The sequence below is a fragment of the Burkholderia sp. BCC1638 genome (assembly GCF_902833195.1).
Lineage (GTDB): Bacteria > Pseudomonadota > Gammaproteobacteria > Burkholderiales > Burkholderiaceae > Burkholderia > Burkholderia diffusa.
In genome coordinates, this window is sequence record NZ_CADFEC010000006.1 from 325,446 (window position 1) to 345,498 (window position 20,053).

Consider the following 20,053-nt stretch of genomic DNA (forward strand, 5'->3'; position numbering starts at 1 on the left):
TTGATTCTCGATTACGCGTACCACGTGACCATCCAGACCCCGATCAGGATGACGACAGCGCCGACGGCCTGCATCGGCTGCAAAAGGTGTTCGTGTAACGCCGTGAACGACAGCACCACAAGCATGGAAATCGCCACCATCGTTGGGTACGCAACGCCAAGCGTTGTTTTGCGCAGCGCAATCGCGTAAAGGACAAACCCGGCACCGTAGGCGCCGACGGCCGCGCCGCGTGCGATCCACGGCAATATGCTCGACTCGCCAAGCGTGATTCCCTTCAGGGCGGCAATTCGGAGCATTATGCTCGCGAGACCGCCGAAAAAACCACTTGCGACAACGCTCACCCAGTTCACCTTGCGGCCTCCGTTACTACTGCCGCATCGGGCCGTGGATTGGCATTTATGCTGGTGTCATCGGTTGCGCCCGCGTTCCCACCAAAAATCGCATTGAACCGATTCGCGCCATGAAGGGCGATCAGCACGATGGCAGGGAATACGACCGAAAAGTTTCGCGCTTCGTCTCGGTAGCCGAAAAAGAGGAACAACACCAGAACCGGCAGGAATGCCGCAAAAAAGTAGATGCGATATCGATGTGGCGTCGCACGCCACGCCGAGCCGAAGAACACCGTCAGCGGCACAAGCATCAGCGGATTTTCGAGACTTGGCGTAAAGATGCCTTTGCCGATCAGGTTGTAGAACGACAGGTAAGACAAGGGATTGAGCCAGAATTTCAGGTTGTCCCACACATGAAATTCGACGAAACCGCCTGCATTCGTGTCGTATCCGCTCATGATGAAATGGCGAGTGCCGACGCAGATTGCAAGTTGCAGCATCAGCCAACCGACTCTCTTCCATAACGGGACTTCTCGCTCATGCAGGAAGAACAGCGCAAGCGGAACAAGGAAGAACGTTTCCTTGTTCAGGGAGAAGATGGAGACCATCAACGTGCATGCCAGCATCCGCTTCTTCAACAAGAAGTAGCATGCCCCAAGTACACCTAGCAGCTCGAAGAAATCATAGTAATACCCCCCCTGCTGAAACGTCAGCGGATAGGCAAAACTAAACGCCGTCAGAAAGCCGACGGAATGCCCAAAGCTCAGTCCGTGCAGCCTGGCGAACTTGTAGACCAGCAACAACGAAAACAAGGTCGACAGTACAATCGCGATGTACGTCAAGTGATAGACGAGCGCTACGACCGGCGTCCAGTATTCATCCGGCACACTTGTGAAGTACGCGGTGCGCAGCGAATCGTGCCGTTTGATCGATCTGAAAAGTTTTTCCTGCTTTTCCTGACCAAGCCGCATGGCGATCCATTTTGCGGCCCTCGGAAACGACGAGCGGTAAACATACGGCTTCGGTGCCTCGCCGTTCATCATGCCAACGAGGCTGTAGCTTGTTGCAAAGTCGCCCTTCTGATCGTCGCGGAACCCCCACTTCAGCAACATGCTGTTGGTAATGTTTCCCGCGCACACGAACAGCAGCACATAGATGATGGCGAAGCGGCAGAACGCCAGCATGCGGTTTCGGTTTTGTTCTGTCATAGGAATTGTGCCGCTCACGGCGTTGGCAAGAAGTGAGCAGCCAGCACGATCGCTACCATGACGCAAAGCATGCTGAAGCTACCGCGATTTTCGAGAATATGAACTATCGGATCGTCGTGCATCGTGCCGCGCACTGTTGCGATCCATAGTCGGCCGAACAAGTAGATCAAGCCGATCTGTACAAACCAGAGAAGGTGAGGAATCGCGTAACGGGCCGCCGTTTCCGGGGCATTGATGAACAGACCGAACACGACCACCGCAGCAAGCGATGCGCCGATGCCAAACGGCCAAAGCACTTCGAGATCACCCACGCGGTAATCCCGTCCGGCCGATGCGGCCTTGTCGCTCTGTCGCAAGAACACCAATTCAGAACAGCGTTTCACGAGCGCGAGGCTCAGGAAGGCGAACACGGAGAACGCAAGAAGCCAACGGCTGACCTCGATTTCCGCCGCGACGGCTCCTGCACCAATGCGCAACGTGTATAGCAACGACAACACAATGACATCGAGTAGCACAATCGATTTCAGGTACCAGCTATACGCGGACGTGAGCAACAGATACAGCACAAACATGCCAGCAAATTTCGCCGACACCGCGAACGCCAGGACAAACGCCAATGTCAGCAACAGCACTGCGCAGCCAACGCCTTGGGTGATCGACAACACTCCGCTTGCAAAGGCACGATTGCACTTTCTTGGATGGCGGCGATCGTTGTCCAAATCCCAAAGATCGTTGCCGATGTAGGTCGCCGACGCGCCGAGCGACATTGACAAGAACGCAAGCGCAAGCAAACCGACCTTGTCGATATCGAGGAATTCAAAGGCCGTCAATAGTGGGACCAACAACAGCAGATTCTTGAGCCATTGGTGAACACGCAGGGCCTTGCACCATGTGGTGAACGTTGCGCGTACATTCGCGAATTCGTGCTCGATGGGAACGTGTCTCCGGACATCGGCGGCGACATCAGATGAAACGCCAGCAAGGACGGCACCTCTCGCGCCAGCCCAAACCGGCAAATCGGTTTTGCTATCGCCCGCATACACGAAGTCGTTGCCGATTTGCTGGCGAATGCTGGCCAGTTTGGCCTCTCCCTTCAGATTCGTGTCGTCACTGGTAGCGATGACGCGATCGAACAGGCCAAGATGCATACTCACACGCTCTGCGATCGAACGATGTGCTGCAGTTGCGAGTACGATTTTCCGACCGCCCTCACGTTCGCGGGCGAGGTAGTCGATCAGCGATTCGCGATATGGAAGGGTTTCCACTCGAAAGTCGGCATGCTCTGCGACCTTAGCCTTAAACGCAGCGCGACCGCCCGCGAGCCAGAAAGGCAGGCGCAGTAGGTTTTCAGGTTTTCGCTTGACGACACATATCACGGATTCCATCAAGGTATCCGAGACCGTCAACGTGCCATCCAGATCAACGACGAGCGGAAGTTTTTTGGTCTCTCGCATTTTTTATGACTTGACCTTAATAGACCATACCGTCGATTTCACTTCGCCGATTTGATCGGTCATTCCGTGAACTCATATTCAGGTGTAATTTTCCAATCATCACTTGGAAATTTTGGCCAACCGAAGCGAGGACCGCGATAAGCCCTTTTGACGTCATACATTAAACCATCGAAGAAATTCGACGGGTCTTGAAGATCGATTCCAGCATGAATTAATCCCGATTTCGCTGTCAACGCATCCCATTTTCGCCATCGCTGATTCATAAAGATCCATTGCCCCTTCGAGAGATTGCATTCTCTTATCGAATGCCTCGCCTTGATCTCTCTTCCAATTGATATGCCATTCGTTATCATCTTTTCGTACACTGCAGGAATTCAACTCAGCATCCGTCAAACCGCGCAACAGCGCCAAGTCCCGTAACAAGGTTTTTATTCGATTCAACTCCAAATCTTTCAATTGCCCCTCATGTTTGCGAGCAACGGATTTTTCTCATCGAAGCATGTTTCTTGATCCGGCATTTTTCTGATGTAGAAGCCCTCAAAGACCATGCGGATTCGCTCGCGCAAATCATAAACTTTCTCACGATCAAGATTTTCCATCTCGTACAGATCATTCTGGTCGAGATGAGAAAAAAATAGCATTTGTCACGAAATTGAAAATCCGAAAAACCGCCGCATATAGATCGACTTCGATCGCCTCTTCGTGGGCAAGCGCATACAACGCCAATTCCAGCAGCCAATATTGTTACTCGTGCCAGATTCCTCGCTCATGCAAGACACTAGCAAAGGATTTTTCATCGTAGGCGGACAATGAGAAAACATTTTTTGCAACAAGCGCTCTCGGATCCATGTTCGGGTCTTGACAGGAAATCCATGTTGCACACACCTTTCAATCCATCCAATTAATTAGTAAATATACTCAATCATCGCCATTTCACCCTACCCCCATTGAATAAAAGTTTCACATTACCCATTCTCACTTAAATTCATCCGGAATATTTTCTAACTGATTCTCACAATCCCAATCCAATGGCCTACTCTTCGGCTCAAACCACTTGCATCCATCGGCAAACCACCGGTTTCGTTTATTTTTGACACTTACCAAAGTGCAATCCTCATAACCAAATTCGGTGCCGCAGCATGGACATATATCCCAAGATGGAGTATCTCCATCATCCCCCCAAGGGGCAGATGACAACTCATAGCCACATACTCGACAGTTATTTTTGCGCATTGAAGTAGTCCAGATTAGTTGGATATCCGTGCTGGGCAGGATCGGGTTTAAACATTGTCTTCGGAGCACCGTCCTGTGTTTTTACAGCAAAGGTGTTCGTTGAAGGATCGTAATACAGTGTATCGCCGTTCGGTCGGTTTTTGATTAACGTTCCTGGTGGCGGGTTATTCACAAAGTCCTGCGCACCCTTAACATATTGTACGGAATTTTGATGCTCCGTAAACTCGCCGCCGTGCTTGGTCGAATGGCCATATGCATTTTCAACCGGCGTCTTATTCTTTGTAGAAGACCAGAATGGGCTACCGTCACCATCCCCTCCGATCGCATTCACAACCGCCTGCACAAGCTGCTTGATACTATCTGGCACAGCCGCTGTAATCAGCGCCTCGAGCATCTTCGGCCCCGGATTCGGCGTAATGATCGGCCCCGCCTTCGCACTTGGATCAAGCTCCGTCGCATTGTCAACGATCACACCTTCGCCCTTCTGCCCCGCTTCTCCTTTATAGCCCGGAATCCCCGGCGGCAATAATTGCGGCGCTCCGCCAACCATCGCCGCCCAATTGTTCTCCCCCTCGATCTTCGCCGCATTCCCCGCTATCGCCGCATCCAGCCCGCCCACCGTCGCGATCCCAGCCACGATGCTCGTTACCAGATCGATCCGCGCTTGCCGCTCCCGCTCCGTCAGCCCTTCAGCCGAGCCAAGCGCCGAGCCAATCAACGAACTGGCCGCCGCACCCATCGCGCCAGAACCACATCCTTGACCTCCGGCTACGGCTCCCACACATCCCACAATCGTATGCAGCGCCGCTCGCGCTGATTCCGCCGATGGCGTTCCCTGACCGAACGAATCCGCCAGTTCCTTGACCTTGTTCGCCCCAAGGCTTTGGACGTAGCCGATCGCGGCATTCGCCGCAAACTGCCCCGTTCCTCCCGTTACATTTCCACCAGCCGCCGCCGTCAACGCCGTCATGATCTGACGCCCTGGCTTCCCCGGCCCCCAGGTCTGTTCGATATCGTTCGCTTGTGCGAGCATCTGCTGACGCTGCGTATCTGTCAGCGGGTTGCCGCTCGCATCCTTCGCATTCGGGTCGTTCGCCGTCTGTTTGAGTCTATCGATCTCGCTCGTCTTGTTCGATACAAACGTCCCAACCTGATTGACGAACTGGCTCGTGATATCAAACCCAGCCTGAATCTTGTCCTTATCGAAAATCGGCGCAAGCGCGCCACCCGTGTCGGACGTATCGCGGTTGATGCTCGCGACGGCTTCGACTGCAGTCTGGCCCGTCAACTGCTGCTGCTTCTCGCTGTCGGTAATCGTCAGTGCGCCGCCGCTCACACCGCTGCGGGTTACCGAACTGGCATCATCGGACGCGCTCATCGCGATCGGTGGCGCGACTTGCAAACCCGGCGCACTGCCGCCGTTGGTCTTCGGCAACGTCGTGCCCGAAACGGGATTGACGTTGTCAGCGGTGCCCTTCTGGTTTTTACCGATACCCCCGCCGTAGCCGCCCGAAATCCCGGCCGAGGACGCGTCGTAGGACGCGTGATTCTGGATATCGCTCGAAGTGAGCGTTGCCGTCGTCAGGTTGTTCACACCATCGCGAACAGCTTTATCGCTGCTCGCAATCACCCCGCCTTTCAGATCGGTATTACCGTTCACATTGACCTGAAATCCGCCGTCGCCAGCTTTGATACCCGACTGTTCGCCAACCGCTGCGTAGTCGCTGTTCATCTTCTGCTGACTGATGTTCCCGGACACACTCGATGCGCCGTAGCAAATCGGCGGCACGCAAACGCTGACAGACACACCACCGCTCGCCTGCTTCGAATCGTAATGGCTCGTGTCTTGCAGGCTCTTGATATTTAGATCGCCACCAACGTCGGCGATTACCTGCTTACCGCTCGCAACAGCGCCGGTCAGGTTCGTATCGCCGCCCGATTGCAGCGTGAGTTTGTTGCCCGCCGCAACGTTTGTGTTCGTCCACGTCGTATCGCTGCCGTCGCCATGACCCTTCGTACCAGAGACACCCGCCTGAAACGAAATGCCGTTCGATTTGCCGACTCCGAACGTCACGCCGATACTGGCGCTCGAGCCGCTGTTCCTGCTCTGTTGGCTATCGGTATTTTGCGCAGCTTGCAGATTGATATCGCCCTGCGCGTTCAACGTCGCATTGTGGCCTGCGCTGAGCGTGCTGCCTGTCACATTGATATCGCTATCGGCCCCTGCACCGGCTGCGGCGATGTTCAGATTATGGCCAGCCGATACCGTACTGCCGACTGCCGTATTGGACGACGCCGACGAACTGCTATTGCTGTGGCTCGTTCCAAGCGACACATTGATACCGACACCTCCCGCACTCGTCGGATCGCTCGCGACAGCATCGTAGGCATTCTTCGCCGCAAGGCCGGTCGTTGCCGCCGCCAGCGCAGTCAGTCGTGCATCACCCTTCGTCTGCTTGACGTCCTTGCGCATCTGGTTTGCCGTCTGCACTGCCGCGATAACGGGATTGCTGATGCCTGCGGAGATTGCCGTCTGACTGAACGATTGTTGTTCGCTTTGTGTCGCGATGTTTCGCGCCTCATCAATGGTTACTTTCTTGGCGCCGAGATTGATGTCGTTCCCTGCGTGCAGCGTGCTGCCGGTGACATGCAAACCCTCGCCCGCACTGATGTTCAGGTTGCCATTCAGCGAACCGATCATGCTGGCGTTGTTCGTGACCTGCGTTGCCTGCTGTGCATCCGTGGTCTTGCGCACGCCGATCGTGTAACCCTGCAATCCGCCGTCGAGCTGATTCAACGGATTCAGGCCCGACAGGAAACCATATTCGCGCTTCGAATAGTAGCTTTCGGAAGTTTGCGTGTCCTGCGACGTGGTGACATTCACATTGCCCGCAGCAGCGAGCCTCACGTCGTTGGTCCCGACGACATTACTGCCTTGCACCGTCAGATCCTTCCCCGAACGGATCGAAACAGTATCGCCCGACACGGTGCTCGCGATGCCGACATTCGCGTGGGTGTCCTGCATCGTGTCCGTGGTGGAACCCGAAACGAAGCTACCGCGTTTAGCTTGCGTCTGAACGAAATTATCGTGCTGCTCGCGACCTTCATCGATGGTGACATTGCCCGTTGCCGCGATGCTGGCCGTACCCGTGCCGTTGTCCTTCCCGTTCGTGACACCTGCCGTCAACGACGAACCGGTCAACGTCATGTTGCCTTTGTTCGTGTCCGCGCTGACTGCTGCGAGCGTGGCATTCCCGCCAGACGAGAAAGTCGTGCCGACCGCGCGCTCATCGTAAGTTCGATCGACTTCCTTGCGGGCCTTGCCGTCAGTCGCGACGTTGTTGTATCGCGCAGTGTCGGTGACGGTCGTCGCCGTGAGATTGCCACGGGCAATAACGCTCAGCTCTTTCCCGGCCGATACGTCCGCGCCATTGAACGTCGCATCGTTGCCGCTCTGAACCGCGAGATTGCCGCTCGCGGAAATTGCGCTCGTCTCGTTGATCGTACTGTTTTCTTCCCAATGGTGATTGGCATTCTTCGTCACGGATTGCGAAGTGTTCGACTGAACCGCATCGACGTTGATATCGCGCGCCGCCGTTATCAGTGCGTCACCGCCCGCCGACAGATTCGCACCGTGTATCGTGAGGTCGCGACCGGCGCCGACGATCATGTCGCCGGTTGAAGCAATAGTGCCTTGCTGCCCCAACAGGCCGGTCTTGACTTTGCTATCGCCAGAGGCAGCCGAAACGCCCTTCGTATCGACCAACGTGGTATTGAAGATATCGCGGCCAGCAATTACGGCGACTCGATTTCCGGAAATCTGCCCGGATGCATTGACCACATCGTTGCTAGCCGACACGACCGTCGTGCCATTCTTGCCGCTACTCGAAATCGTGCCGCCGCGGTTCAAAATATCCGTCGCCGTCAGCACGGTCTTTGTGCCGCCCTTGATTACACCCGAGTTCGTCGTGCTGCCGGCCGTATGAATCTCGACATCGTCCGCCGCGATCAGCGTGCCGGTCGGTTGCAGATCGTTCGCGTGCGTCTGCGCCATGTAGACAACTGGGGCCAGCACATGCGTCGTGCTGCCATCCGGCAAAGTCACGGTCTGGTCGACCAACCATACGATATCGCTCGTCAGTGCATCCATCTGCGCGTCCGTCAATGCCATCCCCGGCATCAACCCGAATTCCTTCGCATAATTCGCGCCGTTCGTCATCAGCGCGCGATATTCGTCTTCAGCACTTTCGTAACCCGGCAGGAAGGTACGCCCCGTCAACTGTGTAATCTGGTTACGCACCATCTGCTGCTCATACATCCCGTCACCCAAGCGCTTTTGGATACTCGCCGGGTTCAGGTTCAGCTGGCCGAGCATGTAGTCGCTGGAAATGAAGTTCGTGTAACTCGTGAGGCGCGTATCGGTGGCGATCAAATACGGTTGCCCTGGCGCGGGATGAATCGAATACATCCCGCTTGTCGGCAGCGCAATCGACAAAGCGCCCGTCGCGCTCGCGACCGATTGCAATGCAGGTACATTCGTCGTTCCGTCGGCAGCGCCGACCCTGGACGGATTGCTGCCCGATACGCGCTGGTTGGCCGCGTTGTTGCCAAGCGTGCCCCCCGTCGCGCCAGTCGCGGAATTTTGCGCGGCGACGTTCTGGTTATTGACGTTCTGCGCGTCGATCGACACCGACTGATTTGCGATGATCGTGCCACCCGTTCCACCGATCGCAATCGGCATGTGAACTACGGACGGCTCAACAACGGTGCCGCGATCCTGAGTCGTGTCCTCGTTCCACGCGTACATCGACACGATATTGTCAGTCTGATACTGATACAGCGTTCGGCCGACGTTGTTCACGACCGTGCCACCATAGCTCCCGCTGCCGACTGAGCCGTTTTGCTGCGTGCTGCCGATTTGAATCGACTTGCCGGCCGTGATGGCGCTGTAGTTGTTGTTGAGCGTCCCGACGTTCGCCATCGTGATGCTTCCGCCGGCTACCAACTGCGCTTGTTTCGCTTCGCTCGTTACCTTGTCTTGCTGAGTCGTGGACGTGGTATCGCGCCAGATTTCGACGCGCTGATAGCCGTTGTGACCGTCGCTGCGCGTCGTGTATTCCGTATCCGGAACATAGTTGACGTGCGGATCGTACGCATCCCAATAGTTGACCGTAACCGTGCCGTCCACGTTGGTCGTCAGCGTGTTGTAGTAAATCGTCTGCTGCTTGCCGTTCACGTTCACGACCAATACCTTGTCTGTCGCGTTCGGTCCGGACGTTTCGGATACAACCTGCGAAGGGCTATAGGTTGTAGTGAGCGGAGTCTTATAGCCGTTCACCCACATCGCCTGCGAACAGCCTCCGTTCGGGTCCGCGTTCATCGTCGCGCAAACGATGTATTTCTGGCGCTTGGTTTCGTGCTTGGTCGTCGTGCCGGTGGTTTCGGTCGTCACGGTCGGCGCGGGGCGCGAATTGGTGAACGTCCCCGCAGCGAGTTCGATGTTGCCTTGCGCTTCGATCGTCGACTGGTCGTTCAGCACGTTCTGCGCGCGGTTGGCAAGCAAGCCGTTGGCATCGCGCTGACCATTTGCGGCGATATTGATATCGCCGACGCTGAACAGGCTCGCTCCACCCGTGTTCGACAACTGATTCGTCGCGTACAGATTCAGCCGATTGGCCGCGGCGAATACGGCAGCGGCGCCCGTATTCGTGATCGTGTTGGCAATCGCGGTGACATTGGCTCCGATCACGGTGCCCGTGTTGTTCAGCGTCGAACTGTTGGTCGTAACCGAATCGCCCTCGATCCGGCCCGCGTTATCGATCGTGCCGCCGCTCGCGTTGACCGTCGTGTTTGCGGAATTCAAACCCGCGCCGCTCTGGTTTTCGACGTTCGCGGCATTCACCGTCAACGCGCCGTTGGCATCCAGCACACCTTGGTTCGTCAGCTTGCCCGACGTGGAGAAACTCAGATCGCCGTTCGCGTGCAGCTTGTTCGCTGCTGTCTGTGTGTAGTCACTGGCGAGCGCCACGGTGCCGTTTCGACCGGCTACGATCGCGCCATCGCCCGTTAACGTGCCGGTGCTCAGCGACAGGTCCTGATCGCTTCCGATGGCGCCATTCTGGTTGGCAAGCGCACCGGTCTGGATTGAAACGCTGCCCCCGCTGCCTGCGTCGTTACCGATTTTGCCGGACGAGTTGTCGATCGATGCGGTATTCAGCGACAGCGCACCATTTGCACGTATCGCCCCGGCCTGGTTCGATAGCGCAGCGTTTGCCGCAATCAATTTGAGGTTGTTCGCAGCCGACAGTACGCCATTCGCATTATTTATGCTGTTTGCCACGTTCAGCGTCAGATCGTGCCCGGAAAGCGTCTGGCCGCCTTGAGCATTCGTCAACGTTTGCGCGCTGAGCGTAACATCGCCATTACCGCCGATCGTACCCGCCCCCGCTTTGCCGGACGCGTTCGTGTTTATGATCGATGAGCCGCCATCGACCGTTGTTGCTCCGTTACCGATATTGACGATGCGGCCATCCGTGTTGTCGACGCTGCTCCCCGACAATGCGAGCGTCGAATTCGGACCGTTCGCTTCGATTTGTCCTGCGTGGTTGTCGATCATGCCTTGTGCTCGCAGCGCCAAATTTCCATTCGCTTGAACGAGCCCTGCCGCATTCGTGATTGCGCCATTCGACTGCACGGAAAGCGCTCGGCCCGCCAGCAACGAACCGCTGGAATTATCGACGCTGCCCGCCGACAACGTAACATCACCATTCCCGCCGATCGTGCCACCAGCCGTATTCGTCAACGTGTTTGCCGTCGTAACCGACAATGCGCTCGTACCGATATTTTTGACCGAACCACCGTCGTTCGCGACGCTGTCCGCCGTCACCAAAACGCCGTTGTTTGCTTCGAGCGTGCCTGCACGGTTATCGACTGGGCCTTGCGCCTTCAACGTTATGCTGTCGGCGCCGATGTAACCGCCGGCGTGGTTATCGAGCGATTGCACGTCGAGCGCAGCCTGTCGCTGTGCGGCCAGCGTACCGGCGCTATTCGAAACGGCGGCGGCCTTCACGCTCAACGCACCGTTGGTCGCAATCGTGCCACCCTGATTCGACAGTGCACCGGTTGCGATCAACAACGTGCCGCTGCCGGCGTGGGTGATTTTCCCGTGGTCGTTGACGAGCGTCGCGGGCGTCAGGTTCAGGTCCATGCTGTTGGTCTGAATAACGCCGTTGCTCGAATTATCGAGCGTGTTCGAGACGGCGACATTCATTGCGCCGGTCCCGGTTTGTGTAATCGAGCCGCCGTGGTTCGATAAATTCGTCGCGGCAAGAGACAACTGCGCTGCCTGTATCGAACCCGCATCATTGCTCAGCGTCGCCGCACTGACCGTGGCCGATTGCCCGGCCGCGATACTGCCCGAGCCGTTCGTCAGTTGCGCGCCCACATTGATCACCGCGTTTTGGGTAGCCGACAACGCACCGCTGCCGTTGTCGAGTGATTGTGAATCGACCTGCAGATTCGTTTGCGCACTGACCATGCCGTGGTTCACGACGCTGCCCGACTGAATTGTCACGTCACCGTTGCCGCCAATGACGCCGCCCGGTGCACCGAGTACAGTCGTGCCGGCTGCGTTCGTCAGTTGGCCTGTCGTCGTGATCGACAAACCATCCGAATTCAGCGACGTAACGCGACCGGCGCTGTTGTCCAGCGAGCTTCCCGAAATGCTCATTCCCGCGGCGCTCTGGATCGTGCCCTGGGTGTTCGCGATCGCACCGCCGCGCACGCGCATCGAACTTTCGGAAACCAACGTGCCGCCCTGGTTGGAGATTGCGCCGTTCGACTGCACGTTCAGCGGACCGCGCGCCGATATCTTGCCGCCCTGGTTCGAAATACTGCCTGCGGCCAGTGTTGCATTGCCCTGGCTCGACAGCGTGCCGTGATCGTTCATCAGAGCGCCGGCCGCATTTGCATTGACGGCGCCTTGGGCACTCACTGTCGCGTTCGAAAGATTCAGATTCCCGGCGTTCGCGCTCAACGACACATTACCGTTCGCCGCCGTCTGGCTACCTGCAAGATTCACGGCACCGCCTGAAATCGACGCATTACCGCCGGCAATGTTCTGCCCGGTCGCCGTCAGTTGGCCGGTGCTCGACAGATTCAGGTCGCCACTTCCTCGGACTGAACCATCGCTGTTTGCGCCCGCGCCGAGTGTTCCCGTCGAATCGATCGCGCCCGCATTGACCGTCGTATTCTGTTGCGCAGCCAGCGTGCCGCTGTTCGACAACACACCGACCGCCGAAACATTCGCGCTCTGTTGCGCATACGTCGTACCGCTGTTTTGAATACTGTTCGCGGTTGCACCAAGGTTACCGCTTGCCGTTGTCTTGCCGGTCAGCACGAGCTGGCCGTTCGACTGCAACGTCAGGTCGCCTGCCTGTGCTGCAATCGTCCCCGCGTTCGCGACCCCGACACCAAACTCGTTGCTTACGAGAAACACGCGGTTTGCGTACATCCCGCCGAGTTGGCTCACGTCGATTGCGATAGCGCGTGCCGCACCGTCACCCGCTATCGAAGTTGCCGCCAGCGTGTCATGATTGACCCGGTTCGCACCGGCAATAACGTTCAGATTTTTCGCATAGATCGCCGCATTGGCTTGCACCGCGCGCGAGATCAGATCGACCTGGTCGACGTTCGACGCATTGAGACCCGCGCCTTGCACGGTGATGAGACCGCGATTGACGTTGTACCCGGCAAGCGAGCCTTCTGCGCCGTAGTAAGGTTGTCCTGTCGTCAACGTGGCACGTGACGTATTGATGAAGCCCCCTCCATCTACGACAATGCCTGCCGGATTGGCGATCACGACCTCCGCTCGATTTCCCGCAACCTCGACGTAACCGCGAATCTGACTCGCGGCCGTGCTGTTGACCTGGTTGACAATGATCCGCGCGGACTGGCCTGCACCGAAATTCGGGTTGCCGTTGATCATCCCCGCCTGCTGCGTGTTCACGATCGTCGGCGAATTGTTCAGGATCGCGCCGGGTTTTTGAACATCGAACTGGTTGTAGGTGTTCACCGACACGCCCGCACCAGATGGCGCGGCAATATTCACTTGCGGAATGCCGTTCTGCGTCTGGATCACGTGTGCGCTCGTGCCCGGAGTCGGCGCGATTTGCGCGAAGCTGAATAACGGTACACCGAACAGCAACGCAGCCGCCGTCGCGATCGGTTGCCAAACGATGCACAACCTCCGCGGCGCGCTTATGCCCTGCGAATTCCCGGCTGCATGCGGCAAACTACAGTTTTCCTGAACAACCATCATCGCGCCTCGTGCGCGATTGAACACAACCCGATAGCGGTTTTTATTCATTAGTCATTCGACGCAAATCACGTCGCTGCTTCAATTTTTCTTGAAATCGACATCCGGGGCGAATCGATCGTCGCTTTGCACAGCCATGGCCGGGGCTGTGCAGGACTCGCGAGGTAATGGCTGCTCCCCCCGTTATGCATCCAAACTCCGAATGCGCATGCTATTGGTCTCCCGCAATCCGTGGACGCGAGCGTACCAGAAGGCGGCTATGCCACGGTGTCAGAAATCATCAGATTGACTGACGCGGGATGATTTTCCACGCTGGAATGCGGTTGATTATTTTTGAGAAAATCAGAATTAACATTTCCATATAATTTTTCGGATGTTAATTCGAGATAGCCGGCGCCCCATCCGTCGATGGATGCACATTTACTCAATGCACAGCGCGAATCAAAGAAAATACTATGCAGGCGCGTCTGATCGACGACTGCCCGCTTGACCAGTACGCGGTTCGCTTACGCGACACGGCCCAAATTTGAGATGTTGGGCCGTCAGCAAATGACAAATCGGGGTAGCAAGTTGCTCCACGGCAAATGTCGAGACCGGCTGCCGTCTGCAGCACAACATCATCGGAGCAGTGTGGTAATCGCGCGACACATTTGCAGTGCCGCGCTCACGATGCCGACATACGTTTGATGAAAGTCCGGAACAGCCTCCGGACATCACTTCGACAACGTCGCGCGCACCGTATATTCGCCTTCCAGCGCGACGCCATGTTCCGGCCGCACGAAATACCGCGATGAATCGAGATCGGCCGGCAGCGGCTCGACCGGATAGCCGTGCTTTTCCCACGCATCGAGGCCGCCCTTCAGCGCGCGGATGTTGTGGATCATCTTCTTGCGCTGCATCTTCGCGATCAAACGCTTGGCCGTGGCCTCGTTCGGGCACACGCAATACACGACGATCGGCCGCTTCAGCAGCTCAGGATCCAGCAGGTCCGGCGAATCGAGATCGACCGGCACCGCGCCGGCGATCCGGTACGGCTCGCGTTCGCGAATCGCGCGCGGTCGCGCATCGAAGATCAGCGGCGGCTCGCTCGACGTCATCATTTCGACGAGCTGCGGCGGGGAGATGCGCACCTGCGCGAGATAGCGGCGGAACTGCACGCGGCGCACCCAGCGGTACAGCAGGAACGTGATGAAGATCGCGAGGAACGCATCGAGGATCGTGCCGCCGCTCGCGCGCACCCACAGCACGAACTGCACGATCTGGTCATGCACGGCCGCGCCGCCGACGAGCCAGAACGCAGCCCACAGCGACGCGCCGGCCAGATCCCAGAACAGGAACACGCCGATGCCGATCGCGGTCGTGCCGAGCAGCGGCGCCGACACGAGGCCGAGGCCCGGCAGGAATTTGGAAAGGACGAGCAGCGGCGCGCCGTATCTTTCGAATACGTTACGTGCGAAGCGCAGCGTCGTGTCGAGCGACAGCGAGAATCGCACGAGCCCGTTCAGCAAGCGCCGGCCGCGCGTGCGGCCCATGAAGAACCACAGCGAATCGGCAAGCATCGTCGCCCCGATCGCCGCCGCGAACATGCTCGTCCAGGACGCCTGCCCCATCGCCGCCATCGTACCGCCGAGGATCAGCATCGGCACGGCCGGCACCGGCACGCCGAGCTGCGTGATCAGTACGCTCGCGAACACGGCCCACGGGCCGAGCGACGAGGGAATCGCAATGGGAAAGTGCCACACGGCGGCGCTCCTGGAAGACATGCTGACCGTGCGACGGAGGCGGCCGTCGATACGGCTGGCAGCGATCGCCGCGGTACGTCCGCGGCCGATCCCGCACCATCGTGCATTCTAAACGGGTTTGGCCGGGACCGCGCGCAACGGCTACCGTTGGAGGCGGCCGCCGCGCTCACGCGTCGGGGCGCTGCGCGAGCGCCGCGACGTATTCCGCGTACTCGGGGAACGCGGCGGCCAGCGCCGTCGCGTCCGCAAGCTCGAATTCCGCGAACTCGAACCCCGGCGCGACCGTGCAGCCGACGAGCGCGACATGCTCCGGCGACGCGCAGCGCGCACCGAACCAGCGCCCGGCCGGCACGACCGCCTGGAATACGGTGCCGGGGTGCGTGAGCGGGTTGCCGAGCCGGTGGATCGTCAGGCCGTCGTGCTCGTCGAGCACCCACACTTCGAGCGGATCGCCCGCGTAGAAATGCCAGACCTCGTCGGAACGGATCCGGTGCCACGACGAATACGCGCCGTCGCACAACAGGTAGTAGATCGCGGTCGACGCCGCGCGCGGCGCGCCGTCGGCCGGACGCACGACCGTGTCGGCCGCGCGGTAGGTTTCCCGGAAATAGCCGCCCTCGGGGTGCGGTTGCAGATCGAACTGGTGAATCAGGTCGGCGGCGGAGATCGGCATGGCGGATGACGTCGGTGAAGGAATGAACCGGGCACGCGGCACACGCCCCGGCCGTTCGGGAATCCCGTCGGCCGACGTCGCGTGCCGCTGCGTCGATCGCCGCGACCATGCACGCGGCGACTGAATCGCGCGCGAAACGCGGCGCGCGACGATGAAGCGAACACCGGCCGATGCTGCCAGAAGTGCGGGCCGCGATGCAACCGGCGCTGCGCGATCACACCATAGCGACGCCAGATATCGGCCGCACGTCGATCGATGCAGCGGACGCACCGCCGCACGCGCCATCACACCGGCATCTGCGCGGCAACCACCCGCCCGCCGCTCACGGCGCGACGCCGCACCGCCCCGTTACGCGGATGCCGCCGCGGCCGGCTCGTCGTGGCGCACCAGCAGCACGGGCCGGTCGGCCGCGCGCAGCAGCGATTCCGCGACACTGCCGAGCAGCAGCCGGCGCAGGCCGTGCCGCCCGCTCGTGCCCATCACGATCAGATCGGCGCCGGCCTCGGCCGCCGTGCGCATCAGCACCGCGGCGATGTCCTCGCCGTACGCGTCGAGCGCGCGCACGGTGCCCGGCACGTTCCGCTGCGCGAGCGCCGCCTTCGCATCGTCGAGCACGGGCGTCGCCGCATCGGTTGCCGCCGCGTCGCCGTCGTGTTCGGCCGCGAAGCCCGCATCGACGTCGACGAGCTGCGGCCGGTGCTCGACGACATACGCGCACGTCACCTCGCCGCCGGACGCCGCCGCGATCCTGATCGCTTCGTTCAGCGCGAGACGCGCACTCGGGCTGCCATCGAGCCCGACGAAAATCCGCTTGTACATGGTCCACCCTCCGACCGGGCGCGCGTCGCGCATCGCGCGCACGACGCCCCCGTCATCGCAAGCCGGCCCGATGCCGGCTCGCCTGCCGAACAGTCTGCCCCACGTGCCGACACGCCGGTTGACGCGTGTCAATCGCGGCCGGGACGCCCGCTGCACCGCCCGGCTATCTCATTTTTAGCTGACCCTATTACAAAAAACGCATAAAACGCGCACAATTTCATCTTGAAAATAGACGCCGTACGCGGCCGGTGCGATTTTTCCCGGTTATGCCGCGCCGCCCGAGTGCCACGGGCGGCCCCGACACCAGAATGGCCATCGAATGACCGCCAGTGGAACCCCGCCGCGTGACGCCCGAGGGCCCACGCGCTTCCAGATCATGTTACGCCAGCCGCTCGCGGCTGGCGTCGTTACGCTGTTCGCCGGCGCGGCGCTGTCGCTCGGCGTCGCGCTGCTCGTTCGCGAGCAGTGGCAAGGCGCCGTCCATACGCGCTTCGAGCGACGCACCACGCACGTGACGGCGATGCTGCGCCACGAGCTGCAAGCCGGCGTCGCCGTGCTCGAAAGCACGCGCGGCGCGTTCGCGCTCGCGCCGCAGATGACGCCCGAGCAATGGCGCCGCTATGCCGACACGCTCGAGCTCGACAGCGGGCGTTCGCCGATCCGGCAGTTCGGCTATGCGCCGCTGTCGCCCGCGGCGCGCAGCGCCCTCGCCGGTCACGCGCCGATACCGGCCGGCCCGCTCGCGGTGGCGACGCTCGGCGCGCCCGCGTCGAGCTCGGCCGGCGTGCGCTTCGGCGCGCCGGATCGGGCCCCGCTCGCGCGCGCGCTGCGGACCGGCGATGTCGCACTCGGCATCCATTCGGCCGACGACGACACCTCCCGCGATGCGCGCACCCTCACGCTGTTCCTACCCGCGACGGCGTCACAGCGCACGACCGCCGCACCGGCCGGCGCCCATGAAACCGGCACCGACGGCGTGCTGTTCGCGCAAGTGAGCCCGAATCGCCTGATCGAGCGCGCGCTCGACACGGAACGCGGGCTCGACCTGCGGATCAGCGCCGGCGACGATCCTCGGCCGATCGCGAGCGCCGAGACGACGACCGACGAGGCCTCCGCGTCGCCCGATCTGATGCGGCGCACCGACCAGCTGATTTTCGGCGGGACCGTGCTGACGCTCGCCTATTCCGCGGACGGCCGCCCGAGCGCAACCGGCGCGCAGCGCGCGGCGGGCACGGTGCTCGCGGCGGGGCTGATCGCGTCGTTCGCGTTCGCGGCACTCGTCCATGCGCTGCTGCGCGGCCGCGCCGGCACCGCCGATACGGGCGCCAGCAGCCGCGGCATCCTGAACGAGGCGCGGATGATGGGCATCATCCGTTCGTCGATGGAAGCGATCATCACGATCGACGAGAAGCAGACGGTCGTGATCTTCAACCCGATGGCCGAGCAGGTATTCGGCGTGTCGGCGATGGAGGCGATCGGCGCGCCGCTGTCGCGCTTCATCCCCGAGCGGTTTCGTGCCGCGCATGCGAAGCACGTCGACCAGTTCGGCGTGACGGGCGTATCCGAGCGGCAGATGGGCCGTCAGCGCGTGCTGTTCGGGCTGCGCGGCAACGGCGAGGAATTCCCGATCGAGGCGTCGATCTCGCAGATCCGCGACGCATCGGGCAAGCTCTATACGGTGATGTTGCGCGACATCACCGAGCGGCAGCGCGCCGAGAATGCGCTGAAGCAGTCGCGCGAGGAACTGCGCGAACTGTCGGCGAACCTGCAGAACGTGCGCGAGGAGGAAAAGACCCGCATCGCGCGCGAACTGCACGACGATCTCGGCCAGCAACTCACCGCGCTGAAGATGGATCTGTCGGTCATCGAGCAGCAACTGCGCGCACCGAACCGTGCGCAACCCGACGACGACGTGCTGTCGCAACTGCAGGGCATGCGCCGGCTGATCGACGCGACCGTCGCGTCGGTGCGGCGCATCGCAGCCGACCTGCGCCCCGTGATGCTCGACGATCTCGGCCTCGTGCCCGCGATCGAGTGGCTGGCGAACGACTTCACGAACCGCTACGGCATCGACGTCGAACGCCACATCGAAACGGGCGGGCTCACGTTCACCAGCACCGGGGCGACCACGCTGTTCCGGATCGTCCAGGAAGCGCTGACGAACGTCGCACGCCATGCGGATGCGACCCGCGTCGCGCTGCGGCTCGACATCGAGGAAGGCTTCTGCGTGCTGCGCGTCGCGGACAACGGCCGCGGCGCGGCACCCGGCGGCACCGCCCACGAGGACAAGTCGTTCGGCCTGATCGGCATTCGCGAACGCGCACACATGCTGGGCGGCAGCGTGACGATCGATACCGCGCTCGCGCGCGGCTTCTCGATCACGGTCGCGTTCCCGCTCGGCACCGTTCAACAGGAAACCACCCTCACATGATCAAGGTGCTCATCGCCGACGACCATACGCTCGTGCGCGACGGTCTGCGGCACATTCTCCAGAACGCGACCGCCTTCGAAGTGGCCGGCGAAGCGTGCGACGGGCCGTCGACGATCGCGCTGATTCGTTCGATGCCCGCGCAGGTGCTGGTGCTCGACCTGTCGATGCCGGGCCGCAACGGCGTCGAACTGATCAAGCAGATCAAGGACGAGAAGCCCACGCTGCGCGTGCTCGTGCTGACCATGCATGCGGAGCAGCAATACGCGGTGCGCGCGTTCCGCGCCGGTGCGTCGGGCTACCTGACCAAGGAAAGCGCGAGCGCCGAACTGGTCGGCGCGGTGACCAAGGTTGCATCGGGCGGCGTCTACGTGAGTCTCGCGATGGCCGAGCAGTTCGCGCAGAGCCTGAACGAACCGGCCGAGACGCTGCCGCACCAGCGGCTGTCCGATCGCGAGTTCGACGTGTTCCGCCGGATCGCCGCCGGACAGACGCTGACCGAGATCGCGCAGGCGCTGTGCGTAAGCGCGAAGACGGTCAGCACCTACAAGACCCGGATTCTGGAAAAGATGCAGATGCCGCACGAAGCGGCGCTGGTCCGCTACGCGATGCGGCACAAGCTGCTCGACGAAACGGACGACGTCTAGGGAAACACTGATTTATCCGGCTCTGTGGTCATCGCTGACGCAGCCGAGGACGTTGTAGAAGATAGTTCACGGAACGGGTCCACGACGATGAAACGGCAAATGAGCTTTGCGGAAGCGGAAAGCACGGGCAAGAAGCGCATGACTCGGCGCCAGCGTTTCCTGGAAGAGATGGAGAAGCTCGTGCCGTGGTCGCGATTGCTGACG

11 protein-coding genes and 1 pseudogene are annotated in these 20,053 nt (G+C 60.3%); 3 read left to right on the forward strand and 9 right to left on the reverse strand.

Features of this window, described 5'->3' with window-relative positions:
• Positions 1 to 11: 11 nt before the first annotated feature.
• The 9 genes from HWX22_RS09995 to HWX22_RS10035 all read right to left on the reverse strand — a co-directional run bounded on the left by HWX22_RS09995 (position 12) and on the right by HWX22_RS10035 (position 16,774).
• The gene (locus HWX22_RS09995; RefSeq protein ID WP_175915547.1) at positions 12 to 350 is read right to left on the reverse strand and encodes a small multidrug resistance protein; all 339 of its coding nucleotides are present in this window, start codon (positions 348 to 350) and stop codon (positions 12 to 14) included.
• Positions 347 to 1,555: a hypothetical protein gene (locus HWX22_RS10000; protein ID WP_322038734.1), complete on the reverse strand. Its 1,209-nt coding sequence runs from the start codon at positions 1,553 to 1,555 to the stop codon at positions 347 to 349. Before HWX22_RS10000 ends, HWX22_RS09995 begins: the two co-directional genes overlap by 4 nt.
• Positions 1,552 to 2,991: a UbiA family prenyltransferase gene (locus HWX22_RS10005; protein ID WP_175915549.1), complete on the reverse strand. Its 1,440-nt coding sequence runs from the start codon at positions 2,989 to 2,991 to the stop codon at positions 1,552 to 1,554. The genes HWX22_RS10000 and HWX22_RS10005 overlap by 4 nt, the downstream gene beginning before the upstream one ends.
• Before the next feature lie 59 nt (positions 2,992 to 3,050).
• Positions 3,051 to 3,254, reverse strand: coding sequence for a hypothetical protein (locus HWX22_RS10010; protein WP_175915550.1), 204 nt, complete (start codon positions 3,252 to 3,254; stop codon positions 3,051 to 3,053).
• Positions 3,255 to 3,443: 189 nt separating this feature from the next.
• The gene (locus HWX22_RS10015) at positions 3,444 to 3,590 is read right to left on the reverse strand and encodes a hypothetical protein (protein WP_175915551.1); all 147 of its coding nucleotides are present in this window, start codon (positions 3,588 to 3,590) and stop codon (positions 3,444 to 3,446) included.
• Positions 3,591 to 4,210: 620 nt separating this feature from the next.
• Positions 4,211 to 13,591, reverse strand: coding sequence for a hemagglutinin repeat-containing protein (locus tag HWX22_RS10020; RefSeq protein WP_244135205.1), 9,381 nt, complete (start codon positions 13,589 to 13,591; stop codon positions 4,211 to 4,213).
• 662 nt (positions 13,592 to 14,253) lie between these two features.
• A complete protein-coding gene (locus HWX22_RS10025) occupies positions 14,254 to 15,282 on the reverse strand; it encodes a DedA family protein/thiosulfate sulfurtransferase GlpE (RefSeq protein WP_175915552.1) in 1,029 nt (342 codons plus the stop codon).
• A gap of 166 nt (positions 15,283 to 15,448) precedes the next feature.
• Complete coding sequence (locus HWX22_RS10030) at positions 15,449 to 15,955, reverse strand: cupin domain-containing protein (RefSeq protein ID WP_059525716.1); 507 nt, start codon at positions 15,953 to 15,955, stop codon at positions 15,449 to 15,451.
• 348 nt (positions 15,956 to 16,303) lie between these two features.
• Positions 16,304 to 16,774 (reverse strand): universal stress protein, encoded by a 471-nt coding sequence (locus HWX22_RS10035; protein WP_059525714.1) that lies wholly within the window; start codon positions 16,772 to 16,774, stop codon positions 16,304 to 16,306.
• 319 nt (positions 16,775 to 17,093) lie between these two features.
• Here HWX22_RS10035 and HWX22_RS10040 point away from each other — a divergent pair, with 319 nt between their 5' ends.
• The 3 genes and pseudogenes from HWX22_RS10040 to HWX22_RS10050 all read left to right on the forward strand — a co-directional run.
• The gene (locus tag HWX22_RS10040; protein WP_175915553.1) at positions 17,094 to 19,205 is read left to right on the forward strand and encodes a PAS domain S-box protein; all 2,112 of its coding nucleotides are present in this window, start codon (positions 17,094 to 17,096) and stop codon (positions 19,203 to 19,205) included.
• The gene (locus tag HWX22_RS10045; protein ID WP_175915554.1) at positions 19,202 to 19,849 is read left to right on the forward strand and encodes a response regulator transcription factor; all 648 of its coding nucleotides are present in this window, start codon (positions 19,202 to 19,204) and stop codon (positions 19,847 to 19,849) included. Before HWX22_RS10040 ends, HWX22_RS10045 begins: the two co-directional genes overlap by 4 nt.
• A gap of 87 nt (positions 19,850 to 19,936) precedes the next feature.
• A pseudogene (locus tag HWX22_RS10050) lies at positions 19,937 to 20,053 on the forward strand (IS5/IS1182 family transposase); the annotation flags it as partial.

Coding starts and splice junctions, on each gene's coding strand:
- HWX22_RS10005 (WP_175915549.1), bottom strand. CDS start 2,991: ATGCGAGAGACCAAAAAACTTCCGCTCGTCGTTGATCTGGATGGCACG.
- HWX22_RS10010 (WP_175915550.1), bottom strand. CDS start 3,254: ATGAATCAGCGATGGCGAAAATGGGATGCGTTGACAGCGAAATCGGGA.
- HWX22_RS10015 (WP_175915551.1), bottom strand. CDS start 3,590: ATGGAAAATCTTGATCGTGAGAAAGTTTATGATTTGCGCGAGCGAATC.
- HWX22_RS10020 (WP_244135205.1), bottom strand. CDS start 13,591: ATGAATAAAAACCGCTATCGGGTTGTGTTCAATCGCGCACGAGGCGCG.
- HWX22_RS10030 (WP_059525716.1), bottom strand. CDS start 15,955: ATGCCGATCTCCGCCGCCGACCTGATTCACCAGTTCGATCTGCAACCG.
- HWX22_RS10035 (WP_059525714.1), bottom strand. CDS start 16,774: ATGTACAAGCGGATTTTCGTCGGGCTCGATGGCAGCCCGAGTGCGCGT.
- HWX22_RS10040 (WP_175915553.1), top strand. CDS start 17,094: ATGACCGCCAGTGGAACCCCGCCGCGTGACGCCCGAGGGCCCACGCGC.
- HWX22_RS10045 (WP_175915554.1), top strand. CDS start 19,202: ATGATCAAGGTGCTCATCGCCGACGACCATACGCTCGTGCGCGACGGT.